Source organism: Edaphobacillus lindanitolerans, assembly GCF_900156305.1.
GTDB classification, from domain to species: domain Bacteria; phylum Bacillota; class Bacilli; order Bacillales_A; family Planococcaceae; genus Bhargavaea; species Bhargavaea lindanitolerans.
On record NZ_FTPL01000001.1, the window covers coordinates 442,228 to 467,608 of the forward strand.

Here is a 25,381-nt window from a genome sequence, read left to right on the forward strand (position 1 = left end):
GCATGGAGGTCAGGCAAATGTGTTGGACAGCGTACCGATCCCTTCGATCGATACTTTCACCGTGTCCCCGGCCTTCAGGAATTTTGGCGGTTTCATCCCTTTGCCGACACCGGCAGGCGTACCCGTGAGGATGACATCGCCCGGTTCAAGCGTGACATATGTGGATACCTGGGCGATCAGTTCGTCCACCGGGAAGATCATGTTCCCGGTATGGCCGTTCTGACGCACCTCGTCGTTCACCTTCGTGACGAGTGACAGCTTCTGAGGATCCGGGATCTCGTCTTTTGTGACGATATACGGACCCATCGGGCAGGATTTGTCCAGGCTTTTTCCGAGGAAGAACTGCTGGTGGGCCGCCTGCACTTCGCGTGCCGTCAGATCATTGGCGATCGAATAGCCGAAGATATGGTCGAAAGCGAGCGCCTTTTTGATATGGCGGCCGCCTTTTCCGATGATGACGGCGAGCTCTCCCTCATAATCATAGTTTTCCGTGACGCCGGCATGAACCGGCAGCTCTTCCTCATCCGCTGCGATGGCCAGCGGGGACTTTGTGAAGACGACCAGTTTTTCGGGCGGCCGTTCCGCACCCATTTCCGTCGCATGGTCCGCATAGTTTTTTCCGATGCAGATGACGTTTTTCGGTGTCCGGGGAATCGGGGCCGTCCATTCGATCTCATCGAATGAGTGTTTGAATTCGCCTGCCCGGTCCGAGGATTCCGCCATGCTGACGAGCTTGCGGATCTGCTCGACAAATTCCATGCCGCCCCCGACTCCGTCGATCAGTCGGCGGGGGAACGGGGCTGCGCCGCCGAGCTCCTCCTGGATGGCGATCACATCCCATACCGCCTCTTCCCTTTTCACTTTCGGACCGAACAGCTGCTCCCCGCCATAGCGGAACGACAATAATTTCATGGCTGGCCTTCCTTTCGTCATGAGTTTTCGTATTTTGATAAAGTACGACACGGACCGTCCGGAATCCTTTTTCTTGCGAAACACAGATTTGCAGGGGTGCCCCCTCACCGGCCCTCCGGACCCGGCCGGCCATAGGTGAGCCGGCGCCACAATGCCTCAAGCGGCCCCTGACGGAATTTCTGCAAGTACAGGCCGGCCAGGATCGCCTGGATGGCGAAGATGCCGACCGCCATCCAGGTTCCGGTGCCCACGCTGATCTTCCCGTAATAGCCCAGGCCGTACGAATAAAAGATGAGCGTCGCGATGACCGACTGGCTGATGTATACGGTGAGTGACATCCGTCCCGCCATCCGGACCGGGTTAAACACCGTTCGGAACAGCTTCAACCGTAGCAGCAGAAGGATCAGTCCCGTGTAGCCGACCGTCAGGAGCGGTCCCCCGAAAGAGTCTTGGACCATGCTCGCCGTGAGCATATGGTCCGAGAAATACGGCAATGTTTTCAGTGAGAGCCCGCCTGCCAGTCCGAGGACCGTCGGGAAGATCCACCGCCTCCATTGCTGGTCCGCACGCTCGATGAGCTTCCATTTTGCGGCTGCCGCTCCGATCATGAAGAGGGGCAGGATCATGACTGGCGCCAGCAGGAGCGAGGACGTATTCATGAAGAGCCAGTCGGCCGTGCGCTGGACCGTCACATCCCAGTACGAACCGTTTGAATAAGCGGCAATCGAGTTGTTGATGGACGTGATGTCCGCATATTCGGCGAGGGACCCGTCGGGAGTGAGGAGCTCCCCAAGCCAGACAAGAGCAGTGAGTCCTCCGAGCCCGATGATGTACAAACCGGACGCGATGCTTGCAAGCGCCGCAGCCGGCAGCCGGAGCATCAGCATGAGCAGGAAGCCCATGAGCGCATACGTGATCAGGATGTCACCCGGCCAGATGAGGAAGGCATGGATAATCCCGAACGCGAGCAGCACCGCCATCCGCCTCGAGACCATCGGGATGAAGGGCCGGCCGGTCTTCTTCGCCTTCTCATACTGCATGTTCATGCCATAGCCGAACAGCATCGCAAACAACGGGTAAAAGCTGCTCTGGAACAGGATGTCGACCCACATATGCGACACTTCGTCCCTCAGTGAAGGGAACCAGGAATACGGATCGACGTACACATACGGCATATGGAAAAACAGCATGTTTGCCACGAAGATCCCGAGCAGTGCAAATCCCCTCAAATAGTCAAGACCGTCGATGCGTTCAGCCAATGCGGTCGGTTTCAAAGTCGTCAAAATGATCCCCCCGGATACTGATCACCCGCTCGCCGTCGAACAGGTACAGAAGCTTTTCTTTGATTTCGATGTTCAGGATGTCACGGAGTGCGCGGGCGTATAGGCTTAGCTGGACCGCGTAGCGGTTCTCCATCTCGGCGGCAAGCGCTTCCTCGGAGCCGAACATCCGTGTCCGGTCCGTCTTATAGTCGAGGAGCACCCAGCCGTCCCCCTCCCGGAACAGACAGTCGACAATCCCCTGGATAATCTGGCGGTCGCCTTCGCCCGCATCGTAACCGTACGTGAACGGAACTTCCCTGCGGACATCATCCGATTTTCTGATCCGGCCGTAGAGCGGGCTCGCAAAAAACCGGGCAATCGAGGAAGCATCCACTTCCCTGGCCTCCGCCGGAGTGATGATCTCCCGGTCCGCCAGTCCCGTGATGAGCTTCTGGATATCCCGGACATTTTGCGGGCTGGACAGATCAGCATGCTGCATGACCGCGTGGACGGCCGTTCCGATCTCTGCAGCAGACAAGGTGCGTTCCTGCATGAACTCCGGACGGTCATGCATGTACACCGGACGGATTTCATCCGACCGGGTCATGAACGGATCCGGTTCTTCCGCCCTCTCGAGCAGCCACATCCTCTTCACTTCGCTCACAGACTGCTTGGACCGCTTGAGCACCGAGGACGCATGCGGATAGGAGTAGTCGAATACTTGCCGCACCCTTGCGGCGGCGGCCAGCTCCTCCTCCGCATTTTCCCGGTCCGCCGCATGTTCGGCCGGCGGCTCTCCGGCCGCCGCTTCTTCTGCCGACAGATCGCCGGACGGGATGAACGCCACTTTCCAGTCGGACGGGTCATCGATGAGCCGGGCGCCCGGCAGCGTGCCGAACGGCTCAAAATCACGATGGCGCGCCACTGCGGGGCCGATCCAGTCGAGATAGCCCGCCGCACGTGACCGGACGTACTCGGGGAGCATGGCATCCGCGGGCGCAAGCTGGCCCTCCTGCCATTTCATGACCGCCGCCGGCAGATCCTTCACGGATCCGACCAGATGCAGTCCTTCCTTCGCGCGAGTCATCGCGACATAAAGAATACGCATTTCTTCCGCCCGCATTTCCAGTTCCTTTTTCTCACGGATCGCGAGAAACGGCAGTGACGTGTACTGGATCCGGTTATCCGGGTCGACCGCCTTGACGGCAAGGCCGAAATGCTGGTCGAACAAGTACGGTTCATTGAAGTCCATCTTGTTGAACGACCGTCCGACCCCCGCGATGAACACATGCGGGAATTCAAGACCTTTCGAGGAATGGATCGTCATGATCCGCACAACATCGTCACGTTCACCCACCGCCCGGGCGGTGCCCATGTCATCGCCGCGGCGCCTCATCCGGTCGATGAACCGGAGGAAGCGGAAGAGCCCGCGGAACGATGTCCGCTCATACTGGATAGCCCGGTCGTGGAGCGCACGCAGATTGGCCTGCCGCTGCTTGCCGTTCGGCATGGCGCCGGCCATCTCGTAGTAGTGCGTATCGATGTACACCTGCCAGATGAGGTCTGCAAGCGAACCGCGGCGGGCAAGATTCCGCCAATTCTCGAAATGGATGTAGAACCGGCGGATCTTTTCCTCGGTCGCTGCCGGGATCCCGGAAGCTATGCCGTTCCTGACGAACTGCTTCAATGCTTCATAAAACGGCTCGTCGGGGGCCGCCAGCCGGATCCTGGCAAGCTCATTTTCACCGAGTCCGATGAACGGCGATCGCAGGACCGAAGCGAAGGGGATGTCCTGGTACGGGTTGTCGATCACCCGCAGCGTGTTCAGCATGATCATCACTTCAAGAGCGTCAAAATAGCCGCCGGACGTATCGGCATACACGGGGATGCCCGCAAGCCGGAACTCGTCCGCAATCTCCCCCGACCAGGTCATCGAGCGGAGCAGGATGACGATGTCCCGGTATTCGAGCGGGCGTTGTTTTCCGCTCCACGGGTCGGTCACCGGGGTCCCGGCGTCCATGAGCCGGCGGATCTCCCGGATCATTGCACGGGCTTCCGCCTGGGACTGCTTCACCGTCTCCCCCCTGCCGAGGCCTTCTGCCGAAACGGGTTCCTCGGCTGCCTCCGGATCTTCTTCCGAAGGTTCATGTATGATCGTTAGCGCCGTCGGCATGCCGCCATCCGGATAAGGGGCACCGGGCTTCAAGGCGGCCGCCTCGTCGTAATCGATCTCCCCGACACGGGCGCCCATCACCTGGGAGAACACATAGTTCGTCGCTTCAAGCACCTGGCTCCGGCTGCGGAAGTTGGCATTGAGGTCGATCTTCAGGCCGGAATCTTCCGCCTCTCCGCCGAAACGGAGATATTTGCCGAGGAAGAGCATCGGCTCCGCAAGGCGGAAGCGGTAGATCGACTGCTTGACATCCCCGACCATGAACAGGTTGCCGTCCTCGTTTCCGCCCTGCTTCACAAGACCGATGATCGTTTCCTGGAGCCGATTTGTATCCTGGTACTCGTCCACGAGCACTTCCTTGAACCGCTCCCGGAAGTCGAGCGCGACCGGCGACGGCACGAGCCGGCCGTCCTCTTCCTCGGACAGGATGGCGAGCGCCAGATGTTCCAGGTCCGAAAAGTCGACGATGCCCCGGTCTTTCTTCACCTGGGCATAACGGCGGCCGAACCGGATCGTCAATCCGATGAGCGTATCCATCATCGGTGCCATGAGCCGCATCTCATCGAGCAGCCGGTCCGGCGTACGGACGAAATATGCCTCTTTCAGGGAATTGACGATTTTCTTCACATCATTGCGCTTTTTCTTCGCCCGTTCGGCAAGCTCCTCGTCGCAGCTGTCTTTCTTGATCGCCGCCGCACGGGACCAGGTGAGCGCGGAGAACGCCGTGTGCGCCTCCGCCCAGGTGCCTTCCTTCAGAATCCGGAGCAGGACGGATAGGGTCATGGCATCTTCTTCCGCGGTGACGGCAAACGGTGACGGGCCGTCCGGCATGCGTGCGATGCGCCCGATCTCCCCTGACATCGCCGCCGCCTCTTCCAGACGGTGGCGGATCGCTTCCTTCAGCGGTCCGATGAACGGCAGATGATCAATGTCCGCCCCCTCCGGCAGATGATAGGCCCGCGGAATCGATTTCAGCCATTCCTCCGGCTGCGGGTGGACGCGCGAGTAGTCATACAGCCGGTCGACCAGGACTTCGATCGCCTGGTCGTCCCGGTCCGACGTGAAGCTGTCGGCCAGGCGGTAGACCGGTTCCGGATCATCGGAGCCGTATGCTTCCTCGAGCACGCGGCCGATCACATCATCGCGGATAAGCGCGGCCTCGGCCGTGTCCGCGATCCGGAAGCCCGGGTCAACGTCCAGGATATATGCATACTGGCGCACGACATTCAGGCAGAACGAGTGAAGCGTGGAAATTTGCGCTTTGTTGAGCAGGCTCAGCTGGCGGCGCAGCCGGGAAGACTGAGGATTTTTGGCAATCGCCTCCTCGAGTGCGGATGCCATGCGGTGTCGCATCTCCGCAGCCGCGGCATTCGTGAACGTGACGACGAGCAGCTCATCGACGTCGATCGGGCTCGCGGGATCGGTCACTTTCCCGATGAGCCGGTTGATGAGGACAGCCGTCTTCCCGGATCCTGCCGCCGCGGACACAAGGATGTCGCTGCCGGTTGCATGGATTGCCTGCCACTGGGCATCCGTCCAGGTGGCATCAGCGGGTTTCGCCGGTATGTTCATCTCCTTTAACCTCCTTCTTCATCCGGTCGATCGAGTCTTCGGGCGAGAGCGGATGCAGTTGCTTGTATTTCTGTGCGGGATCGGTAGGATCGAACTGGCACACGGACCTGAAAGCGCACGTCTGGCAGGGCATCTTGTCCTTCAGGCGGTATGGAAGGACCCGGGTATCCCCGAGGATCATCGAATCCCCCGCCTCCCGGTGCTTATTCCGGACGTACGACCGCATGAGCCCTACGCTTGCGGGCGTGAGCACTTTGGATGTCTTCGAGAACGTCCCGTTTTTGTTCATCCGGACCGGAAGGGCATCAGAAGAGCCCTCCAGGTTCCGGTCCATCTCGAGCACGACGTCCGGGTTGTCGATCACATAACCCCGCATCCGGTACGACTTCATCGCCTCCGCCTCGATCTCGCGCTCTTCCATCACGCCTGCGTCTGCGCGGATCATCGGATTATGGACATGCATATAAAGCACGCCGGCCGGCAGCGCCTCCGTTCCGAGCCACTCCTCGGAGTGGAGCAGGGCAACGTCCAGATACGTGAGCATCTGGAGGGACAGCCCATAATACACCTCGGTCAGGTCGAGCGCCCGAGCAGACGACTTGTAGTCGACGACCCGGATGTACGGCGTCCCGTCGATCTCCGCAGCATCGACCCGGTCGATCCGGCCGCGCATCTGCATCGCCCGGCCCCCCTTGAGCGGGATCCGGAGCGGAGGGAATGCCTCGCCGGGCCCGAATGCGGCTTCGATCGCCACGGGACGGAAGCCGGAGGCCTTTGCCTGCTTTGACAGCGACAGCATCGTCCGCTGCATGATCCGTGTGATCTTCCGCTTGATGTAATGATAGCGGCTGGAGGAGAGAAGGATCTGGTTGAAGAAATACGGCGTGATCGACTCGACCGCATCCCTTGCAAGGGTGAGGCACTCGGTCGCACTCAGTTCCCCCCAGGACTTTCCGGTCCGTGCGGCTTCATCCGCAATCCATTTGAGCGCCGCGTGGAACAGGTCGCCGACTGCGGGCGGATCGAGCGTGAACTCGCCGCGCTCGCGGAGCTTCAGGCCGAAATTGGCGAAGTGCTGGAACGGACAGCTGAAATACGACTCGACCCTGGACACACTGGAGGCGATTTCCTTTCCGTAAAGGCCCGCCGTCACATCCGGATCCAGGTTCTCCGCACGCTTCCGTCCAGCTGCCGGGCGGAGGATGCGTCCCACGATCGGTGCCCAGTACGGATCTCTCGTGTAATAATCAATGACTGCAAGCCAGGGCGCGGAAAGCTCCCCCCCGTGCTCGGCAAGCCGCATCTGCATCGATGCGTGCTGCAGCGTCGCACGCGGGTGGCTGATGTATTCACGCCAGCTTTCTTCATCCGGCAGGCCCGCCGGATCGTTCATCACGACCGTTTCCGGGACATCGGGAAGCAGCTGGCCGATCCGCTTGATGTACAGGGACGGGATGAGCGCTTTTCCTTCGGCATCGGAAGCCGGATAGGAGACGTACAGTTTGGACGAAGCCGTCGTGAATGCCCGGTACGCCATGTACAGTTCGTCCATGAGGCGCATTTTCGTCGTCGGTGCGAGCTCGAATCCGATCTCCATGAACCATTCGCGCTCCCGGTCGGACAGCAGCCCTTCCTGGTCGATCCGCTTCGGAAGCACCCCGTCGTTCACGCCGATCACGAACACCGCCTCGATGTCCATAAGCCGGGATATGTCGATCGTCGTCACCGTGACCTCATCGATGGACGGCGGGATCCGGGCGAATTCCAATGTATCGAAGCCTTCGTCGAGAATCTTGACGAACTCCCCGAGCGGACGCTCCTGATCGCCGAACATGAGAACAAACTGGTCGAGCACCTCGATCCACGTGTTCCATGCCTGATCATGTTCGGCCGCCGCGAACAGGCGGCCCGCCTCTTCCTCGCGGCGCCGCAGATCGACGATCTTTTCGAAGACATTCAAGTCTTCCATAAATGTGAAGAGAGTGGCGGCAATGTCACGCCCGGTGCTCCCCCGGCGCAGCCTCGCCTCGAAGTTTGCGAGGGGATCCCGGACGGCATCGCGCACCATGCGGAGGTCCCTCTCCGTTGCGAGCTCCTCGTCGGTCTGCACCGATGAATGGAACTCGAGGCCGCGGTACCGCTTCACCTTCCAGCGGTCTTCATCGAACCACCGTTCACCGTAGATGCCGTTCGCCAGCACGAAGTTCTCCAGCCGGTCCGCGCGGTCCCGCCATTCCGGAATATCGGCGCCGTGCGGGAAGAACAGGTCGGTCTTGATCGCCCGGAACAGGTCCTCGTATGTCCACCCGCCGGCAACCGCCTCAAGCACCGAACGGCTGAACTCGATCAGCGGATGGTGAAGCATCGGTTTCTTGCGGCTGATGAACACCGGGATGTCATAGAGGGGGAATACCGTCTCAATCAGCTCATCGTACACTTCCGGCTGGCGGTACAGGATCGCCATGTCCCGGTAGCGCATCCCGTCCATCATGAGGCCGCGGATCCGGCGTGCCACCGCATGCACCTCTGCCCGTGCATCCGCCGCACGGATGATCTCCACGTCCCCTCCGGCGGAAGCCTGGCCGGCGGGATAGCGGTCGAACTCCGCCTCAACATGTGCCAGCGCGGGACTTTGGAACCGCCGCTGTCCGTACTCGTGCACCGTTTCCTCGGTCTCCACCCCATTGCGCTTGGCCGCGTCGAACAGACGGGCCGCACTGCCCATCGCATTGAAGAAGAGCTGTGAACCGCTTGCCGGCCCGTACGGCTCTTCCATCGGGAGCACGACGGTGACCCTCCTGGCATGCTTCATCAGTTCCTCGACAATCTCCAGCTCCCGGGTCGTGAACGTGACGAAACCATCAATATAAATATCCGAGTCCTTCACCAGCTCCGAGAAATGAATCTGTGACGCAAGCAGCGCCAGATAGCCTTCACTGTCGACAAATGACGTCCCGAGCCGTTCTTCGATCTTCTGCATGAGCAGTTCAAGATCATCGGCCTTGTCGAGAAGCGCCCTCGGGGCGCCCGCCTTCTCGAGCTCGCCGTGCATGTCCGTCATCCTCGTACAGTCCAGGCAATACCGGCTGAACTCCTTGAGAAGCTCCTCCACCTGCTCGGTGAACCCCCGCTTGTCCGCCGCCTGGCGGAACAGCTTGAACTCTTCCCGGTTTTCAGCGAGCAGACTCCTGATGAGCATCCGGTAACCGAAGCCGTTCACCTCGGTGCGCGTGATTCCGCCCGTTTCCTGGAGGATCCGCCAGGCAAGGCGCTTGAACGTCGCCACCTGCGCACGGATCGTCCCTTTCAGACCATACTCCGCAGAGAGGCTTTTCTCCATCGAGAACGACATCTGGTCCGGCACGATGACGAAAATCGGCGGTCCGAGCGGATCCTCCTTGAGCCGCCCGGCAATCTCCTGCCTGATCTTTGTCGTCTTTCCCGAGCCTGCACGCCCGGTGATCAACCTGAATGTCATCGCTGACCCTCCCTACTATTGTGATCTTTTCATTATAAATGATTGCTTGTAAGGGAACAAATGTTCCTGATTCGTTTTAAGAGAATAAAAGAACCCGTTCTCTCCCATTGTACCGAAGGGTACGCGGGAATGAAAACGGGACCGGGTTCGCTCAATTGATCGGATGTGCGGGTGACGTATTCATTTCATTCTGTCATGAGGCCGCTCCGGGGATTCCGTGCCGGTTGCGCGGTTTTGATCGGCCCCCTCAACTTTCCCCTCCCGGCCGGCGGCGGCCTGCTGTTCGGAAATCTCGCGGAATTCGGCTTCGACCTTCTTGTTGAGACGCACTTCAAGCCGCTTCCCGGCATACCAGAGGATGACGATCACGGCAATGACGATGGCCGTGCGGACCGGTTGCGTGAGGAGCGCTTTCAGGTCGGAGCCGATGAAGCTGGCGGTGCCGATCATGACGAACTTGCCGGCCATGAGCGTCAGCAAATAAACTTTCTTCTTCATGTTCGACAGGCCGGCGACAAGATTGACGAGGGCCGATGGGGTGAACGGCAGGCAGATGAGGACGAACAGCGGACCGAAGCTGTTGCGCTCCACCCAGTGGATCAGCTTCCGGACTTTTTGGCTCTTCGTCAGGAAACGGAACGGACGCGTCTCACCGTACTTGCGGACCAGCAGGAAAACCGCATAGGAACCCGCGACGGTTCCCGCCCAGCTTAGCAGGAATCCGAAGACAAGCCCGTAGGCCGTGGCATTCGCGATGACGAACACGAATAGCGGCAGGAACGGCAGGAACGCCTCGATGAACGGGAGAAGGAATCCGATGAGCGGTCCGAAAGCCCGGTAATGGCGCGTCAGTTCAATTACTGTATCGATGTCAAACGAGTTCCCCATTAGTCCAACCTCCGCCAAATTTCTAACTCATCTTTTCCCTAATTTTAAGTCAGTTACCCGCCTGTTGAAAAATCTGTTGCCCGGGTCTATTTCAATTGTAGTATAATAAGTCTTACTATTCACTCAGGAAAGTCGGGATTTTATGCAGCAAGACGGATTCAAGGCAGGCCTGAAATCAGGCTCCATGATCGCGATCGGCTATTTTCCGATCGCCCTGACGTTCGGCCTGCTCGCCAAAACCACGGGCCTTTCGATCATCGAGGCCGTCGGCATGAGCATTTTTGTGTTCGCCGGAGCCTCGCAGTATATTGCCCTCAGCCTGATCGCAGGAAAAGTGGATCCTCTTGTGATCGTGCTGAATACGTTCATAGTGAACATCCGCCACTTTCTTATGACGGCTTCGCTCAACGAAAAGATGCAGCCGGAGACACGCTGGAAAAAAGCGGTCTATGCATTCGGCGTGACCGACGAAACCTTTTCCGTCATTTCCACTCACGGTGAGGGGCGTGTCCGGACCTCATATGCCGCGGGCGTCATCATCATGGCATATGGGAGCTGGGTCATCTTCACGGGCGTCGGGCATGTGATCGGCGCGAACCTGCCCCTGTTTCTGCAGGCCGCCATGTCGATCGCCCTCTACGCCATGTTTGTCGCCCTTCTCGTCCCTTCGATGAAAGGCAACCGGAAAGTCGTCATGCTGGCGCTCACCGCCGCTGCGCTGAACGGCTTCTTCTTCTGGACAGGCCTGCTCTCGACGGGCTGGGCCATCATGGTCTCCACGCTCGCATCGGCCATCTTCGTTGAAATCATCTACTCGCGCCGCGGTGCCGTCATCCGGCGGGCGGCAGGCGGAAGGGAGGGCGCATGATGAGCAGCTGGTACTGGTGGATGATCCTCGGGATGGCGGCGGTGACGTACATCCCGCGTGCCATCCCCCTCACATTCCTCGAAGGGCGGGAACTCCCTCCCGCCGTCTCGGGTGTCCTGCGGAATATCCCGTACGCCGTTCTCGGGGCACTGATTTTCCCCGCGATCCTGTATGCCCAGGAGACCGATCTCCTGTTCGGCGTCATCGGCACCATCGCCGCCCTGGCGATCGCGTGGCTCGGCGGAGGCGTCATGGGCACGGTCCTCGGCACGATCGCCGTTCTTGCCGTGTACAGTCTGCTCGTCTGATGACCGGCGGAACATCGTGCAGCCCGGATTAACCGGCACATCAAAAACGTCCCGTGCTCCGGCCATTCCGGCCGTGCACGGGACGTTCTTTTATTTCCTGCCCTTTTGCTGCCTCATCCGTCCGGCAAAGTAGAAGCCGGCAGTGAGCGACAGCGCGTCAGCAGTATAAAGGAGCCAGGTGTGGGTGTAGCCCGCGTAGACCGAGGCCGCAATGAGCGCGACGGTCAGCACGAGGCCCACGACGTGGTGGTAGGTGATCCGCGTGAGCAGGACAACCAGCAGTCCGGGAATGAAGAGCGCCAGGATGATTTTCAGCACATAGGATTCGAGCATGATTCAATCCCTCCTGAGGACAGGGTCACCGGATGACGAGCAGGCCGATCCGGTGGTGATCGTGCCGGAAGATGACATGCTGGCAGAGCCGCAGCTCCCCGTCACGATTGAGCACTTCGACCCGGCAGTGGGCGGCATTCACCTGGATGGCATCATATAATTCACGTTCGTCGGCAACGGAAACCCCGTTCACTTTCCGGATCGTCTCACCCGGAAGGATGCCCATCTTATCGGCCGGAGAGCCCGGCAGGACGGCGGCGACCGTCACGCCTTCACTCCGCGGAGAGACGGCAAAGTTGCCTTTTCTTTCCCGGGCGGCGTACCAGAACGAAATGAAGGCGCGAACGAGGACGGAGGCGCCGAGTACGTACCAGCCGGAGTCAGGCAGCCAGAAATACAGGAATGACGCCGCTGAGGCTCCGGCCCCCGTCCAGATGACGGCCTTGCCGAGTCCGGGGAACAGGTTTTCCGGCATAGTGTGCTTCGCCGTCTGCCGGAATCCGATGACCACCGGGATGAAGATGAAGGAGAACGTCTCCTCCCCGAGCGTGAACTGCGGCCAGTATGGGAGCAGCTCGGCGATCGCCTTTCCCGGAACAACGAACAGGAGCGGCAGCAGCCACAGCCGCCTGGTCCGGTATGCGGCACCTTTGAGTCCGCGTGCGGTATTCAGGAGGAGCGGAGACGCATCATCCGCGGCACGCCGGCGGATGAGCATGCCCTCTGCCAACAGAAGCAGTCCCGCGATGAGCGGCACCGTGAATGCCATGCCCTCCGGCTGTCCGCTGTATGTCCATCCGATCAGCGGCAGATCGGTGTCTGCCCCGTAATGGCCGAGCAGCCAGTATGCGAGCGCCGCCGCCCCGGCCGCGTAGACCGGGGAGCCGAGGGCATACTGCACGGACAGGACGACAAGAAGCATCGCCGCGCAGAACAGGACAAGCCAGCCTTTCGGGACGGCAAGCCCCGCCGTTCCGATGGCCACGGAAAGGACCACTGCATGAATCCACGATTCGCTCAGGACGTTCCGCAGCTCGGTCAGCCCGTCATCGATCCGGACACGAAAATCCCGCCGCTCCCGCTTCACCCGGATGTAGCCGAGGAGAACCGAGAACAGCAGGACGATATAGAACAGCGGGTTCAAGAAAAACCGGCCCGCCCCTTTCAGCAACTCCAACAAGATTTCCTGGATCATTGACTTCTCACCATCCCCGATAGAACATCACTCTTCTTTCCATTCTATCAAACGCCGGGATGGATAGGAACGTTTTTTAATTGCCCGTGCGGAGCGCATGCTTCATATATCCGATGGCGAGCTGGAGTTGCTCGTCGTTTTTCACATCCGCCTGATATTTGGTGATCCGGCTCCTGAGGGAACGGAAGAAGTCGCGGTCCATCGCCCGGCCGGGCTGCAGGTCTTCGTCATTCCTGAACTTTTCGACCGCCTTCTCCGTCGTTTCATCGAAATAGCCGTCTTTCCGGGAGATTTCATAACCGAGTGCTCCGAGCACCCTCTGTGCGTAGCCGACATCTTCTCCGTAGTCCCCCGGGCGGTACCGGCCGTCCACCGGCATTGACGGGATGCCGTACAGCGGGCCTTGGTCCGACTTCAGGTCCGGCTGGATCCCTTTGCCGTGGATCCATGTCCCTGACGGCGTGAGCCACTTCCGTGTCGACAGCTTCATCTCACCGCCGTTCGAAAGCGGCATCGTTTCCTGGACGGTCCCCTTCCCGAAGCTGACGGTGCCGATGATGAATGCGCGGCCGTTGTCACGGAGCGCACCGCTCAGCACCTCGCTTGCGGAGGCGCTGCCCTTGTCCTGCAGGATCACGGCCTGCATGCGGCGCATTTTCTCGGCGTATTCCTTGTCACCGGGCGCTTCTGTCTCAAGCGGCTCTTTCAACCCGTCCGCGTCTTCCATGAAAGCGAAAACCGTGCCCGGACGAAGAAGCGAGCCCGCTACCTTTCCGACGCTTCTGAGATAGCCGCCGGGATTACCCCTTACATCGATGATGAACGCATCCGCCCCGCCTGCAATCATCTTCCGCGTATGGGTCTCCCACTCCTCAGCCGTCTTTTCCCCGAACATCGACAGTCCGAGATAGCCGATCGTATATCCGTCCTGCTCGATCAGCCTGCTCTCTACGGTCTTCTGGGGGATTGCGGCGCGCTTCACCGACACTTCGACATGCCGGCCCTCTTCCGGCCTGAACAAGGTGAGGGCGACACTCGTCCCTTCCTTCCCCTTGATCAGCCGCAGGAGCTCTTTCATCGTACGGCCCTCGACCCGCTCGGCGTCCACTCTGACAATCTCATCATAAGGCAGGATCCCTGCCTTCTCCGCCGGGGAATTTCTTACCGGCGCCACAATGATGAAGCGGCCGCGGCTCTCCGTGATCTCCGCACCGATGCCGACCCGTTCGTCCGACAGCGATTCCTCATGCTCGGCCGCCTCCTCCTTGGTCAAGTATGTACTGTACGGATCGCCCAGCACATCCGCCATCCCACGGAGCGCACCTTCGACAAGCTCGTCCGTCCCGACACGGTGAACGGCCCGTTCCATGATGAGATCATGTGCCTCGTCAATCGGATTCTGTTCGCTGATCGGCTCCTGCCCCTCCCCTTTGCCGTTCAGGATAAAATAAACCAGGCCGCCTGCAACTGCAGCGACCGCCGCCAACAGGAAAAACCGGCTCATGCGCATCTGCATCCCTCCTCCGTCCAATTGTATGAACGGCCGGAAGATCATACGACACATGAACCGGCATTGATTTTATTCGATGCTTTCGGCAAGTTCCCGCATCATCTTTTCATCCATCGGCCCGCGGACCATCTGGCGTACCACTCCCGACGAATCGATGATATAAGAGGTCGGGATACTGATCGCCTGATAGATGTCTCCCTGTTTCCCGTCCTTGTCCAGCAGGACCGGGAACGTCATTCCGAACTCACCGACGAAGTTGGTGATGTTCTCCATCACCTTTTCATCGCTCCCCCGCTCCGAAGCCGACAGGTTGACGGCGAGGATCTCCACCCCGAGCTTCTTGGCCTCCTGCTTATAGAAGTTTTCCATATGCGGCATCTCTGACCGGCAAGGGCCGCACCAGGATGCCCAGAAATTCAAGATCACTTTCTTGCCCCGGAAATCCGACAGCGACATCTCTCCGCCGTCCAGCTTCTGCAGTGTAAAGTCCGGCGCAGCCTCGCCCGGCCGAATCCCGACCGCTTCCTCGTCGTCGGAAACCGTCTCCGTCTGGCCGGCTTCCTCGAGCTGTCGTTCCAATTGTTTCTGGCGCCCGTTGAACTCCTCGCCGGTTGCATCCCGGACCATGATGGCAACGAGCGTCCCGATGATGACCAAAGCCACGATCGACCCGAACACTTTCTTATTCATCCGTGTGCCTCCCGTTCCGATATGTTAAAACGTACGTTCATGAAGATGAAATAAACACTGAAAATCCCGGTTGCCAACAAGGGAAGTCCCGTGAATCCATCCGGCTGCACCGCAGCCACGAACAGATGGACCACCGGAAACAGGATCGCCAGCTGGATCGTCCAGCTCGATGTCGTCCCGGCCTTTATCAAGACGGCGATGAGCAGAACCGTGAAGGCGCCGATCGTCACGGTCTTCGGCAGCAGGCCGCCCTCGTTGAACAGTGCCATCGATGTCTGGTACACCGCCTGCAGCAGCACCGCAGCGGTGAGCAGCCATGCGCTTCGTCCCGCCCCTTTCCGGTGAAGGGTAAAAAGCGCCCACAGCAGTCCAATGATGGTGCCGGGTAAACCGCCGTTGTAATAAAGAAGCGAGAGAGGAGATTTGATGAACGTTCCGAAATGAAACACGGCATAAGACAATTTCCAGATGACGACAAACAAGAACGCGGCATCCGAATACACGGCAGCCGCTTCTTTTCCCGCCCGGATGCGGACAACCGCATACGCGGCCGCCAGGGCGGCAATGGCGGCGATCCATGAAGAAGGAACCGTCAGTGTGAACAATGTGATCCAAGTGGTCACAGGCATACAGGCAATCCCTCCGCTTCCCTTCTTAAATAGGTTAGAGGAAGGAACCCCGCACCGTCCACCCCTCTGCCTTCTTTTCATGAAGGTTGTGTCCGAATGATGAATTCAGGCAAATGGTGCCGGTCATCAGCCCCGTAACAAATGATTGCCGGTGCAGGAGGAAGAGGACCGAGCAGATACAAGCATGCAAAAAGCCCGCCGTGACGGCGGGCTTGGGTGTGCTCGATTTAGATTGGAACATAACGCATCGGGTTGACCGGATTGCCGTAGCTTCCGATGTGAAGTTCAAAGTGAAGGTGAGGTCCGCTCGTCCGGCCTGTGACGCCGATCCGGCCGACCTGCTGTCCTTTGTTCACATGTTGTCCTTTGCTGACATTGAAACCGGACATATGCGCATAAAGGGTTGTGTAAATGGTGCCGTTGATCGAGTGGGTCACCATGACGACATTGCCGTATGTGCCGAACTGGCCGACAAAGGAAACCACTCCGTCTGCAGCGGAAACGATCGGAGTTCCGACTCCGTTCGCGATGTCAACGCCTGCGTGGTTGGAGGAAGCCCAACCGATCGGGCGGTAACCGTAGGTCGAGGAAATCCGTCCGGCAGCAGGGCGTGTCCACGCACCGGATGAAACGGAAGGCTTCGGTGCAGAAGATGTATTGCTGCCCGAAGAATGTGTTGGTGCCGAACTGCTCTGTCCGGACTTTCCGGAAGATTTTGTGGAAGCCGTCGTCGCTGCCGCAGCTTCTTGACGGCGCGCCTCTGCTTCTGCAGCAGCCTTCCGTTTGCGCTCTTCCTCGGCCTTTCGTGCAATTTCAGCAAGGCGATTTTGTTCAGCGACAATCTTCTGCGTCACTTCTTCGCTCACTTCATGTGTTTCTTCATATTCTGCTTCTTTGTTCGCCTGTTCCTTCTGGAGGCGGTTCTGCTCTTCTTCAAGCTTCGTCACAAGACCGTCGAGCTCTTTCTTCTGGGCGTCAAGCTGGGCTTTCTGCTCTTCGAGCTTTTTCTTGTTTTGTTCCTGCTCGGCGAGTTTCTGCTCAACCATCTTCTTCTGCTCTTCCAGCTGTTCCTTGTCCGCTTTCTGTTCACGGATGATTTCACGGTCCGCTTCACGGAGTGTGTTCACAGCCGACACCCGGTCGATGAAGTCCGAGAAGTTGTTTGCGCCGAGGAGAACGTCGAGATAGCTGGTCGACCCGCCGGTCACCTGCATCGCCCGGACACGGTCACGGAGAAGTGCGTCGCGCTCTGCGATCTTTTGTTCGAGCTCCTTGATGGATGCCTGAAGCGCCTCAATCTCACTCTTCGTCAGATTGATCTCTTCTTCAAGAGAGCGGATTTTCCCTTGAGTTTCGTCGATCTTCTCATGCAGGGTTTTGATTTGTGCAAGAAGCTTGTCCATTTCAGCGGACTTTGCCTGGATTTCGGATTTGGTTTCATTGATATCACGGTTCAGATCGGCTTTCTTCTGCTCCAGTTGTTTCTGTTCGTTTTTCAAATCATCCAACACGGATGCACTTGTATTTCCGGCACCGAGACCAAAGCTCAGGAGCATAGTGGCGGCGACCGTGGCGATCAGCGGCTTCGACTGCTTCAACGTTCATTTCCCCTTTCAAAAACTTGCGGTTTCTATCTGATGAGGGCGGTTGCCCGTTGGGTTCCAAGTGTTATCGCTGATCCTTCCACATATCGGATGTCCGGGACGGCAGCCCCGGCTTCAGCGGCTTTGCGATAGTTCAAATGAAGTTCATTCGCTGTTCCTCAAACTTTAAGGAATTTACGGACGGACATGAAGCTGCCCCAGGACCCGATGAAAATCCCCATGAACAGGACGAGGCCGTTCACAATATACAGGAATGGCAGCGGATGGATGATCTGGATCATTTCGCCGCGCAGTCGCGGTTCGGCATAGTCATAAAACTCCATGTAGCCGAGAGTGATGATGATCATCGGAATCAGGGAGCCGAAGAGGCCGAGCCAGATCCCTTCAAGCACGAATGGGATTCTCACAAAGCTGTTTGTCGCACCGACAAGTTTCATGATGCCGATTTCGGTCTTCCTGGCGACGATCGTAATGCGGATCGTGTTTGCGATCAAGAACATGGCGGTAAAAAGGAGAGCCAGAATGAGCACAAGGCCGGCGTTTCTTCCGAGGTTCAAGAAGTTGAACAGTTTCTCGACCTTTCCCTGTCCGTAAACGACTTCATATGTATTCGGATACTCATCGATCTTCTTGGCCACTTTTGCCGTCTGCTGCGGCTCGGTCGCCTTTACATAGAAAGCCTCGCGAAGCGGGTTGCTCTGTTCATACAGCTTCAGGTCTTCCCCGAAGTCTTTCACCATCTTGTCCAGTTCCTGATCACGCGTCGAGTACTGGACTTCTGCGACGCCGGATGTTTCTTTGATCTGCGTTTCCAGTTCCCGGGTTGCGGCCGGGTCTGCGGAAAGTTCTACGTACACTTTCATCTCGACGTCCTTTTCGAGGTCATCGGCAACCTTGTTCAGGTTGAGCATGATGGTCACGAAAACGCCGACGAGCAGCAGAGTGACCGTGACAGCCGCAATGGAAGCAAACGACATCCAGCCGTTTCGGCCGAGTGTTTTGAAGCTTTCCCGGAAGTGGCGGCGGACTGTCCTAAATTTCATAGCCGTATCCCCCTTCGAGTTCGTCCCGGACGATCAGTCCGCCTTCGATGGCGATGACGCGGTGCCGGTTCCGGTTGACGATGTCCTTGTTGTGGGTGGCCATGACGATCGTTGTGCCCATTTCATTGATCTGTTCCAGTACATTCATTATTCCCATCGATGTTTCGGGATCCAGGTTTCCGGTCGGCTCATCCGCAATGACCACTTGGGGGCGGTTCACAATGGACCTTGCAATCGACACGCGCTGCTGCTCACCGCCGGAAAGCTCGGTTGGCAGCATCCGTGCCTTATGCTTCAATCCGACAAGCTCGAGGACTTCCGTCACCCGGGGGCGGATATTTTCAGTCGGCTCTTCGATCACTTCGAGGGCGAATGCCACATTTTCATAGACGGACAGTCTCGGCAGGAGCTTGAAGTCTTGGAATACGACCCCGATCTGCCGCCTCAGCAAAGGCACTTTACGATTTTTCAACTTCGGCAGGCTCGTTCCGTTAATGAGGATTTCACCGGATGTCGGCTTTTCCTCACGGTACATCATTTTGATGAATGTCGATTTTCCGGCACCGCTCGGCCCGACCACATAGACAAATTCGCCTTTGTCGATCTTTACATTCAGCCCGTTCGCTGCCACGACACCGTTCGAATATTTCTTGTATACTTCTTTCATTTCTATCATTAAAACAATCACCTGATTGCCCGTTTGAAGGGCGAAATTTTTCCGGCATGCCTATTATAGCATTATTAAACTCGTATACTATTACAGTTATATTTCATTTTGTTACAAGCAGAAACATTGACCACACTGCTTTTTTTATGTTTTCCGACTTTGTTTTGCCCGTTGGCCAAAGCATTGTGACAAAAATCTTGCCGCCCGTCCGCCGATCCGGACGACGCATCAAAATTATGACAAAAAAAGACCACTCCGGTGCAATACCGGAATGGTCCGCCGTTCGACAGATTATTTCTTTTCGGAGAGCCACTTCGCAACTGCGTCGAGCTCTTCTCCTTCGATGAGTCCGCCCGGCATGGCACCGCGGCCGTTTTCGATCGTGTCATGGATCTCCTGCTCGGAAAGACGGGAGCCGACGTCGGTCAGGCTCGGGAAGTTCCCTTGGCCTTCAAGGTTTTCACCATGGCAGGAAATGCACTTCTGCTGTACGACTTTTTCCGGATCCACACCGGCAGTCTCGCCGCCATTGTTGTTGGTCTCTTCCGTCGCATTGTTGTCAGTTCCTGCGTTGTTGTCGTCGGTTGCGTTGTTGTTGTTGCCTCCGCAGGCGCCGAGAACAAGCGCAGAACCGAACAGCAACATCATGAGTTTTCTCTTCATGCGCTTTCCCTCCTGTGTCTCAGATGTAGTGTGTTCCCCATTAGTATACCAAACCGTCCGGATTTGAAACATCCGGCCCGACTTTTGTCGACAAACCGACAAGACATGTCATCCCAAATAAACGACATCATGCATTCTTTTTTAGCATTTTCTTGATAATACTAGTTGTCATTGGAATGATATTGAAATTTGTATCAATCCAAAATGGACTGAGAGGGAAGCAGGCTGCAACGAAAGAAGCAAAAAGCAGGGACGCAGCGACCAAAATTCCGTCTTTGGTCGCACTTGCGTGCCCTGCTTTATTTTTCCCTGACTGGCTTGAAAAATTCTTGGCGGACAGATTCTTCCGTAGACGATCAGGCAAGCCTGGACCGGAGGTACGAATTGATGAACATGTCGAGGTCGCCGTCCATGACATTCTGGACATTCCCCGTTTCTGTGTCGGTCCGGTGGTCCTTGACCATCGAATAAGGATGGAACACATAGGAACGGATCTGGCTGCCCCAGCCGATCTCTTTCTGTTCTCCCCGGATTTCCAGCAATTCCTTCTCCTGCTCCTCGATCTTCAGCTGGTAAAGCTTCGATTTCAGGAGATTCATCGCCTGCTCGCGGTTCTTGATCTGCGAACGTTCCGACTGGCAGGTGACGACCGTGTTGGTCGGAAGGTGGGTGATCCGGACCGCGGAATCCGTTGTGTTGACGTGCTGGCCGCCGGCACCGCTGGAACGGTACGTATCGATCTTCAGATCCTCGGATCGGATGTCGAGTTCGATTTCATTGTCGAACTCCGGCATCACTTCACAGGAGACGAACGATGTGTGGCGGCGTCCGGATGAGTCGAACGGCGAAATCCGGACAAGGCGGTGCACGCCTTTTTCCGCTTTCAGGTAACCGTACGCGTTGTGGCCCTTGATGCTGATCGTCACGGATTTGACCCCTGCCTCATCCCCGGCGAGGTAGTCCAGCGTCTCCACTTTGAATCCGCGCTTTTCCGCCCAGCGGGTGTACATGCGCAGGAGCATCGACGCCCAGTCCTGGGACTCCGTTCCGCCGGCTCCGGCGTGGAGCTCAAGAATTGCATTGTTCCTGTCATACGGCTCGCTCAGCAGCAGCTGGAGCTCAAAGTCCGCCAGCTCGCCGCTGAATTCGGCCAGCTCATCTCCAAGTTCCGCATGGAGATCGGGATCATCCTCTTCCCGGAGCAATTCCAGGGTCATTTCAAGGTTTTCCTGTGTTTCGGCCAATCGGTTGTATTCGTTGACGATGTCTTTCAGCCCGTTTGCCTCTGAGATGACTTTTTGGGCTTCATCCTGGTTGTCCCAGAATCCCGGCTCGAGCATGCGCTCGTCCAGTTCCTGTATCCGAGCCTCTTTGTTTTCTAAGTCAAAGAGACCCCCTGAAGTCCGCCAGTTTCCCGGCTGTTTTGTCGAGCGTGTTGCGCACTTCTGCGAGTTCTATCATAAATTCTTCCTCCTTGGAATCGGTGCCTTCCATATTATCCGGCACACCCGTTTGCTGCCACGGCGGTCAGGCCGTTCCGTGGCAGTTTTTGTATTTCTTTCCGCTGCCGCAAGGGCATGGATCATTCCGGCCGACCATCGCTTTTTTGCGGATCGGCTTCTTTTTCACTTCGCCGCCCTCTTCCTTCGGGTTGACGGCCTCCCCTTTTGCCACTTCCTCACGTTCGAGGTTATGGCGGATTTCCGCTTTCATGGCGTACTTGGCCACATCATCGCGGATGGAATCGACCATTTCTTCAAATGCCGCAAAACCTTCGTTCTGGTATTCGCGCAGCGGGTCGGTCTGGCCGTAGGCCCGCAGGTGGATGCCCTGACGCAGCTGGTCCATCATATCGATGTGGTCGATCCATTTCGTATCGATCGAGCGCAGCAGCACGACTTTCTCAAATTCGCGCATCCGTTCTGGCGTCATTTCCTCTTCCTTCTCGTCATAGCGTTTCCCGACTTCATCCGAAATCATTTCTGTGATTTCTTCTTGGGTTTTGCCATCGAAATCTTCTGCCGTGAAGGTCCCTTCCGGCAGGAGGTTCGCGTTCAGGAAGTCTTCAAGCCCTTTGAGGTTCCATTTTTCAGGACTTTCATCTGAAGTGTAGGATGGCACGGCCCGGGCGATGACATCCGCAATCATCGATTCGACAAGCGCGCGCATGTCATCCGTGTCGAGGACTTCGTTTCTCTCCCTGTAGATGATCTCACGCTGTTGGCGGAGGACATCATCATACTGGAGGAGACGCTTCCGCGCATCGAAGTTGTTTCCTTCCACCCGTTTCTGGGCGGATTCGACGGCACGGGACACCATCTTCGACTGGATCGGCTGGGAATCATCCATACCGAGTTTGGCCATCATGCCTTTCATGCTTTCGGAACCGAACCGGCGCATGAGTTCGTCTTCCAGCGACAGATAGAACTGGGTCACGCCCGGGTCTCCCTGACGTCCCGACCGGCCCCGGAGCTGGTTGTCGATCCGGCGGGACTCGTGGCGCTCGGTCCCGATGACGGCCAGCCCGCCGAGTTCGCGGACGCCTTCGCCGAGCTTGATGTCCGTACCGCGTCCGGCCATGTTCGTCGCAATCGTCACAGCGCCTTTGTTGCCGGCGTCCGTAATGATTTCCGCTTCGCGTTCATGGTTTTTCGCATTCAGCACATTGTGCGGAACGCCGTATTTTTTCAGGAAATCGGAAATGATCTCTGACGTTTCGATGGCGACTGTGCCGACGAGCACCGGCTGGCCGTTCTCATGCCGATCCTTGATATCGTTCGCGACAGCCTTGAACTTGCCTTCCATCGTCGCATAGATCAGATCGGCCCGGTCATCACGGGCGATCTGCCGGTTTGTCGGGATGACGATGACGTTCATGTTATAGATGTTGCGGAATTCCTCTTCTTCGGTTTTGGCCGTACCGGTCATCCCGGACAGCTTGTCGTACATCCGGAAGAAGTTCTGGAATGTGATGGTGGCCATCGTCATGGATTCGTTCTGGATTTCCAGGCCTTCCTTGGCCTCGATCGCCTGATGGAGGCCGTCGCTGTAGCGCCGGCCTTTCATGAGCCGTCCCGTGAACGAGTCGACGATCACGACTTTGCCGTCGTCCACGACATAGTCGATGTCCAGATGCATGCTCGCATGCGCCTTGAGCGATTGGTTGATCGCATGGTTGAGGCGCACATGGGTCAGGTCGAACAGGTTGTCGATCGAGAACGCCTTTTCCGCCTTCTCAATTCCTGACTCGGTCAGCACGACGCCCTTCGTCTGCTCATCGTACGAATAGTCGTCTTCTTTCCGGAGCGTGCGGACAAATGCGTTGGTCTGGATGTAGAGCATTGCATTTTTCTCCGCCTGCCCCGAAATGATGAGCGGTGTCCGGGCTTCATCGATCAGGATCGAGTCGACCTCGTCAATGACCGCATAGTGGAGCGGACGCTGGACACGCTCTTCCTTATAAAGGACCATGTTGTCGCGGAGGTAATCAAATCCGAGTTCATTGTTCGTGCTGTAGGTGATGTCTGCGCTGTACGCTTCGCGCTTCTCTTCCTTTGTCATGCTGTTGAGATTCAGGCCGACGGTGAGACCGAGGAATTCATAGATCTGGCCCATCTCCGCCGCATCCCGGCTGGCCAGGTATTCATTGACCGTAACGACATGGGCGCCCTTCCCTTCCAGCGCGTTCAGGTAAACCGCCATCGTGGAGGTGAGCGTCTTCCCTTCACCGGTCTTCATCTCGGCGATGTTGCCGTCGTGGAGCGCAGCCGCACCGATGAGCTGGACACGGAACGGATACATGCCGGTCACCCGGCGTGCCGCCTCCCGGACGACCGCAAATGCTTCGGGCTGAATCCGGTCGAGTGACTCTCCGTCGGCGATGCGGTTCCGGAATTCATCCGTTTTCGCCTGGAGTTCCTCATCAGAAAGCTGTTCAATTTGAGAGGCCAGCGCCTCAACGGCATCGGCCACTTTTTCCAGTCTCTTCAAATCTCGCTTTGTCGGATCGAACAATTTATTTAAAGCACCTAGCATGTCTTCACTTCCTCACTGGTATCCACACTATTTTAACATCGCCCCATCCTCACTGCAAACCTTGCAGGATGAACGGAAGCAACAGTCCGACACCCGTTTGGCCTGCATCGGGCGGCGCGGACCTGCATCCCCCGGCCGTCCGGCCGCCGCCTTCAATAACACAACGCAGGATTCATTCCGTCCGGCCGACCGCATGCGAAAGGAGCCTGCCGCCCGGGCAGGCTCCCCAAAAGAGGAATTATTCGGCTTCGGTTTCGATGAGACCGTATTTGCCGTCCTTCCGCTTGTATACGATATTCGTTCCGTTCGAATCGGCATCGGTGAAAATATAGAACGAGTGGCCGAGCATGTTCATCTGGAGAATGGCCTCTTCCTGGTCCATCGGCTTCAGGTTGAACTGCTTCGTGCGGACGATGTCAAACTCGCTGTCCGTTTCGCTTTCGGTCGTTGCGCTGCTTTCCTCGGTGAACGTACTGAAGTAAGAGGCTACCCCTTCCCGTTCACGGAATTTACGGTTCACCCTCGTTTTATATTTGCGGATCTGGCGTTCGAGTTTGTCCGTGATCAGGTCAACGGCCGCGTACATATCGGAGTTCCGTTCTTCTGCCCGCAGCGTGAGGTTCTTCATCGGGATCGTCACTTCGACCTTTGTCTGCCTATCGTTGTAGACCTTGAGGTTGACGTGGGCCGTGGCATTCACTTCATCCGTGAAGTATCGCTCGAGTTTCTGGACTTTCTTCTCCACATATTCACGGATTGCCGGTGTGACCTCAATGTTCTCCCCACGGATGTTGAAATTCAGCATATGAACTCCTCCTTTTGAGATCTTACTCTATCGGTATAATTCTTCATGTTCCCTTGAAAACCCTTTAAGAAACTCGTGATTTTGCAACTTTTGTCGAAATGCAGAGTCTCCCTTCCGGTCCGCACTTCCATGCGTGCGGGGAGCGGCTCAGGCCCTGATGAGCGTCACGGCCGACACCTTATCCGCACCGGCTTGCCTGAGCACCGCGGCAGCATGGTGGACCGTCGTGCCGGTCGTATAGAGGTCATCGACAAGAACATATTCCCCCCGCACGTCCCGTATGCCACTCCGCAGCCTGAAAAGCCGGTCTGCCTGAATCCGTTCCTGCCTGTTCATCCGGCCAAGCGTGACAGGTGCCGTCTTTTCCAGCAGGTCGGCATAGGGAACCCGGGCAGCACGCAGCATTTCTTCCACATGTGCAAAGGTCCGTTCGTTCAGGCGATCGGGATGCATGGGAATCGGCACTGCCTGCCCGCCCGACAGCCGGATGGCTTCCGCAAGCTCGGATTTGAAAACACGAGACAGGGCCACGTCCTTCAGGAACTTGTACTGATGCAGGAACTCCTTCATCGGCTCATTATAGGCAAACAGAGAAACGGCACGTTCCAGCATCCCTGCATATGGGGTCCCGTCCCAATCGGAGAGCGGCGGCTGGCTCTCGGCAGGCAAAAACCCCTTCCGGCACCCTTCGCACACGACCGGAAATCCCTTATCGGAAAACAGACGGGCCCAAGAGGGATTCCGGT

20 protein-coding genes are annotated in these 25,381 nt (G+C 57.6%); 2 read left to right on the top strand and 18 right to left on the bottom strand.

Features of this window, described 5'->3' with window-relative positions:
• Positions 1–9 precede the first annotated feature (9 nt).
• The 5 genes from B0B07_RS02130 to B0B07_RS02150 form a co-directional block, all read right to left on the bottom strand.
• Positions 10–912 carry a fumarylacetoacetate hydrolase family protein gene (locus tag B0B07_RS02130; RefSeq protein ID WP_076756719.1) on the bottom strand — a complete coding sequence of 301 codons (903 nt, stop codon included), beginning with the start codon at positions 910–912 and terminating at the stop codon, positions 10–12.
• Positions 913–1,016: 104 nt separating this feature from the next.
• Entirely contained in the window at positions 1,017–2,195 is a 1,179-nt protein-coding gene (locus B0B07_RS02135) for a DUF418 domain-containing protein (RefSeq protein WP_076756720.1), read from the bottom strand.
• The gene (addA, locus tag B0B07_RS02140; RefSeq protein ID WP_076756721.1) at positions 2,164–5,919 is read right to left on the bottom strand and encodes a helicase-exonuclease AddAB subunit AddA; all 3,756 of its coding nucleotides are present in this window, start codon (positions 5,917–5,919) and stop codon (positions 2,164–2,166) included. Before addA ends, B0B07_RS02135 begins: the two co-directional genes overlap by 32 nt.
• Positions 5,894–9,397, bottom strand: a complete 3,504-nt coding sequence (gene addB / locus B0B07_RS02145; protein ID WP_076756722.1) for a helicase-exonuclease AddAB subunit AddB — start codon at positions 9,395–9,397, stop codon at positions 5,894–5,896. The genes addA and addB overlap by 26 nt, the downstream gene beginning before the upstream one ends.
• A gap of 180 nt (positions 9,398–9,577) precedes the next feature.
• The gene (locus B0B07_RS02150; RefSeq protein ID WP_084186504.1) at positions 9,578–10,285 is read right to left on the bottom strand and encodes a TVP38/TMEM64 family protein; all 708 of its coding nucleotides are present in this window, start codon (positions 10,283–10,285) and stop codon (positions 9,578–9,580) included.
• Between the two features lie 142 nt (positions 10,286–10,427).
• On the opposite strand from B0B07_RS02150, the gene B0B07_RS02155 reads away from it, so the two are divergent.
• Positions 10,428–11,153 carry an AzlC family ABC transporter permease gene (locus B0B07_RS02155; protein WP_076756723.1) on the top strand — a complete coding sequence of 242 codons (726 nt, stop codon included), beginning with the start codon at positions 10,428–10,430 and terminating at the stop codon, positions 11,151–11,153.
• Entirely contained in the window at positions 11,153–11,461 is a 309-nt protein-coding gene (locus tag B0B07_RS02160; RefSeq protein ID WP_076756724.1) for an AzlD domain-containing protein, read from the top strand. The genes B0B07_RS02155 and B0B07_RS02160 overlap by 1 nt, the downstream gene beginning before the upstream one ends.
• A 90-nt stretch (positions 11,462–11,551) precedes the next feature.
• On the opposite strand, the gene B0B07_RS02165 is transcribed toward B0B07_RS02160, so the two are convergent.
• The 13 genes from B0B07_RS02165 to B0B07_RS02225 form a co-directional block, all read right to left on the bottom strand.
• Complete coding sequence (locus B0B07_RS02165) at positions 11,552–11,794, bottom strand: CsbA family protein (RefSeq protein WP_076756725.1); 243 nt, start codon at positions 11,792–11,794, stop codon at positions 11,552–11,554.
• A 25-nt stretch (positions 11,795–11,819) separates the two neighbouring features.
• Positions 11,820–12,989, bottom strand: coding sequence for a PDZ domain-containing protein (locus B0B07_RS02170; RefSeq protein WP_076756726.1), 1,170 nt, complete (start codon positions 12,987–12,989; stop codon positions 11,820–11,822).
• 76 nt (positions 12,990–13,065) lie between these two features.
• Positions 13,066–14,499: a S41 family peptidase gene (locus tag B0B07_RS02175; RefSeq protein ID WP_076756727.1), complete on the bottom strand. Its 1,434-nt coding sequence runs from the start codon at positions 14,497–14,499 to the stop codon at positions 13,066–13,068.
• 69 nt (positions 14,500–14,568) lie between these two features.
• The gene (locus tag B0B07_RS02180; protein ID WP_076756728.1) at positions 14,569–15,189 is read right to left on the bottom strand and encodes a redoxin domain-containing protein; all 621 of its coding nucleotides are present in this window, start codon (positions 15,187–15,189) and stop codon (positions 14,569–14,571) included.
• Positions 15,186–15,818 (bottom strand): hypothetical protein, encoded by a 633-nt coding sequence (locus B0B07_RS02185; protein WP_076756729.1) that lies wholly within the window; start codon positions 15,816–15,818, stop codon positions 15,186–15,188. The genes B0B07_RS02180 and B0B07_RS02185 overlap by 4 nt, the downstream gene beginning before the upstream one ends.
• Before the next feature lie 227 nt (positions 15,819–16,045).
• Positions 16,046–17,416, bottom strand: coding sequence for a murein hydrolase activator EnvC family protein (locus B0B07_RS02190; protein WP_144264270.1), 1,371 nt, complete (start codon positions 17,414–17,416; stop codon positions 16,046–16,048).
• Positions 17,417–17,580: 164 nt separating this feature from the next.
• On the bottom strand, positions 17,581–18,465 hold the full coding sequence (gene ftsX / locus B0B07_RS02195; protein ID WP_076756730.1) for a permease-like cell division protein FtsX: 885 nt from the start codon (positions 18,463–18,465) through the stop codon (positions 17,581–17,583).
• Entirely contained in the window at positions 18,455–19,141 is a 687-nt protein-coding gene (gene ftsE, locus B0B07_RS02200; RefSeq protein ID WP_076756731.1) for a cell division ATP-binding protein FtsE, read from the bottom strand. The genes ftsX and ftsE overlap by 11 nt, the downstream gene beginning before the upstream one ends.
• Before the next feature lie 282 nt (positions 19,142–19,423).
• On the bottom strand, positions 19,424–19,795 hold the full coding sequence (gene cccB, locus B0B07_RS02205; protein ID WP_076756732.1) for a cytochrome c551: 372 nt from the start codon (positions 19,793–19,795) through the stop codon (positions 19,424–19,426).
• Positions 19,796–20,151: 356 nt separating this feature from the next.
• A protein-coding gene (gene prfB, locus B0B07_RS02210; RefSeq protein WP_144264300.1) for a peptide chain release factor 2 occupies positions 20,152–21,253 on the bottom strand; the annotation gives its coding sequence in 2 pieces (ribosomal slippage) (positions 20,152–21,180 and positions 21,182–21,253; 1,101 coding nt in all).
• A 69-nt stretch (positions 21,254–21,322) separates the two neighbouring features.
• Complete coding sequence (secA, locus tag B0B07_RS02215; RefSeq protein WP_076756734.1) at positions 21,323–23,830, bottom strand: preprotein translocase subunit SecA; 2,508 nt, start codon at positions 23,828–23,830, stop codon at positions 21,323–21,325.
• A 238-nt stretch (positions 23,831–24,068) separates the two neighbouring features.
• Positions 24,069–24,635 (bottom strand): ribosome hibernation-promoting factor, HPF/YfiA family, encoded by a 567-nt coding sequence (gene hpf, locus B0B07_RS02220; RefSeq protein WP_076756735.1) that lies wholly within the window; start codon positions 24,633–24,635, stop codon positions 24,069–24,071.
• Positions 24,636–24,782: 147 nt separating this feature from the next.
• A complete protein-coding gene (locus tag B0B07_RS02225) occupies positions 24,783–25,304 on the bottom strand; it encodes a ComF family protein (RefSeq protein ID WP_084186505.1) in 522 nt (173 codons plus the stop codon).
• Positions 25,305–25,381: the final 77 nt, after the last annotated feature.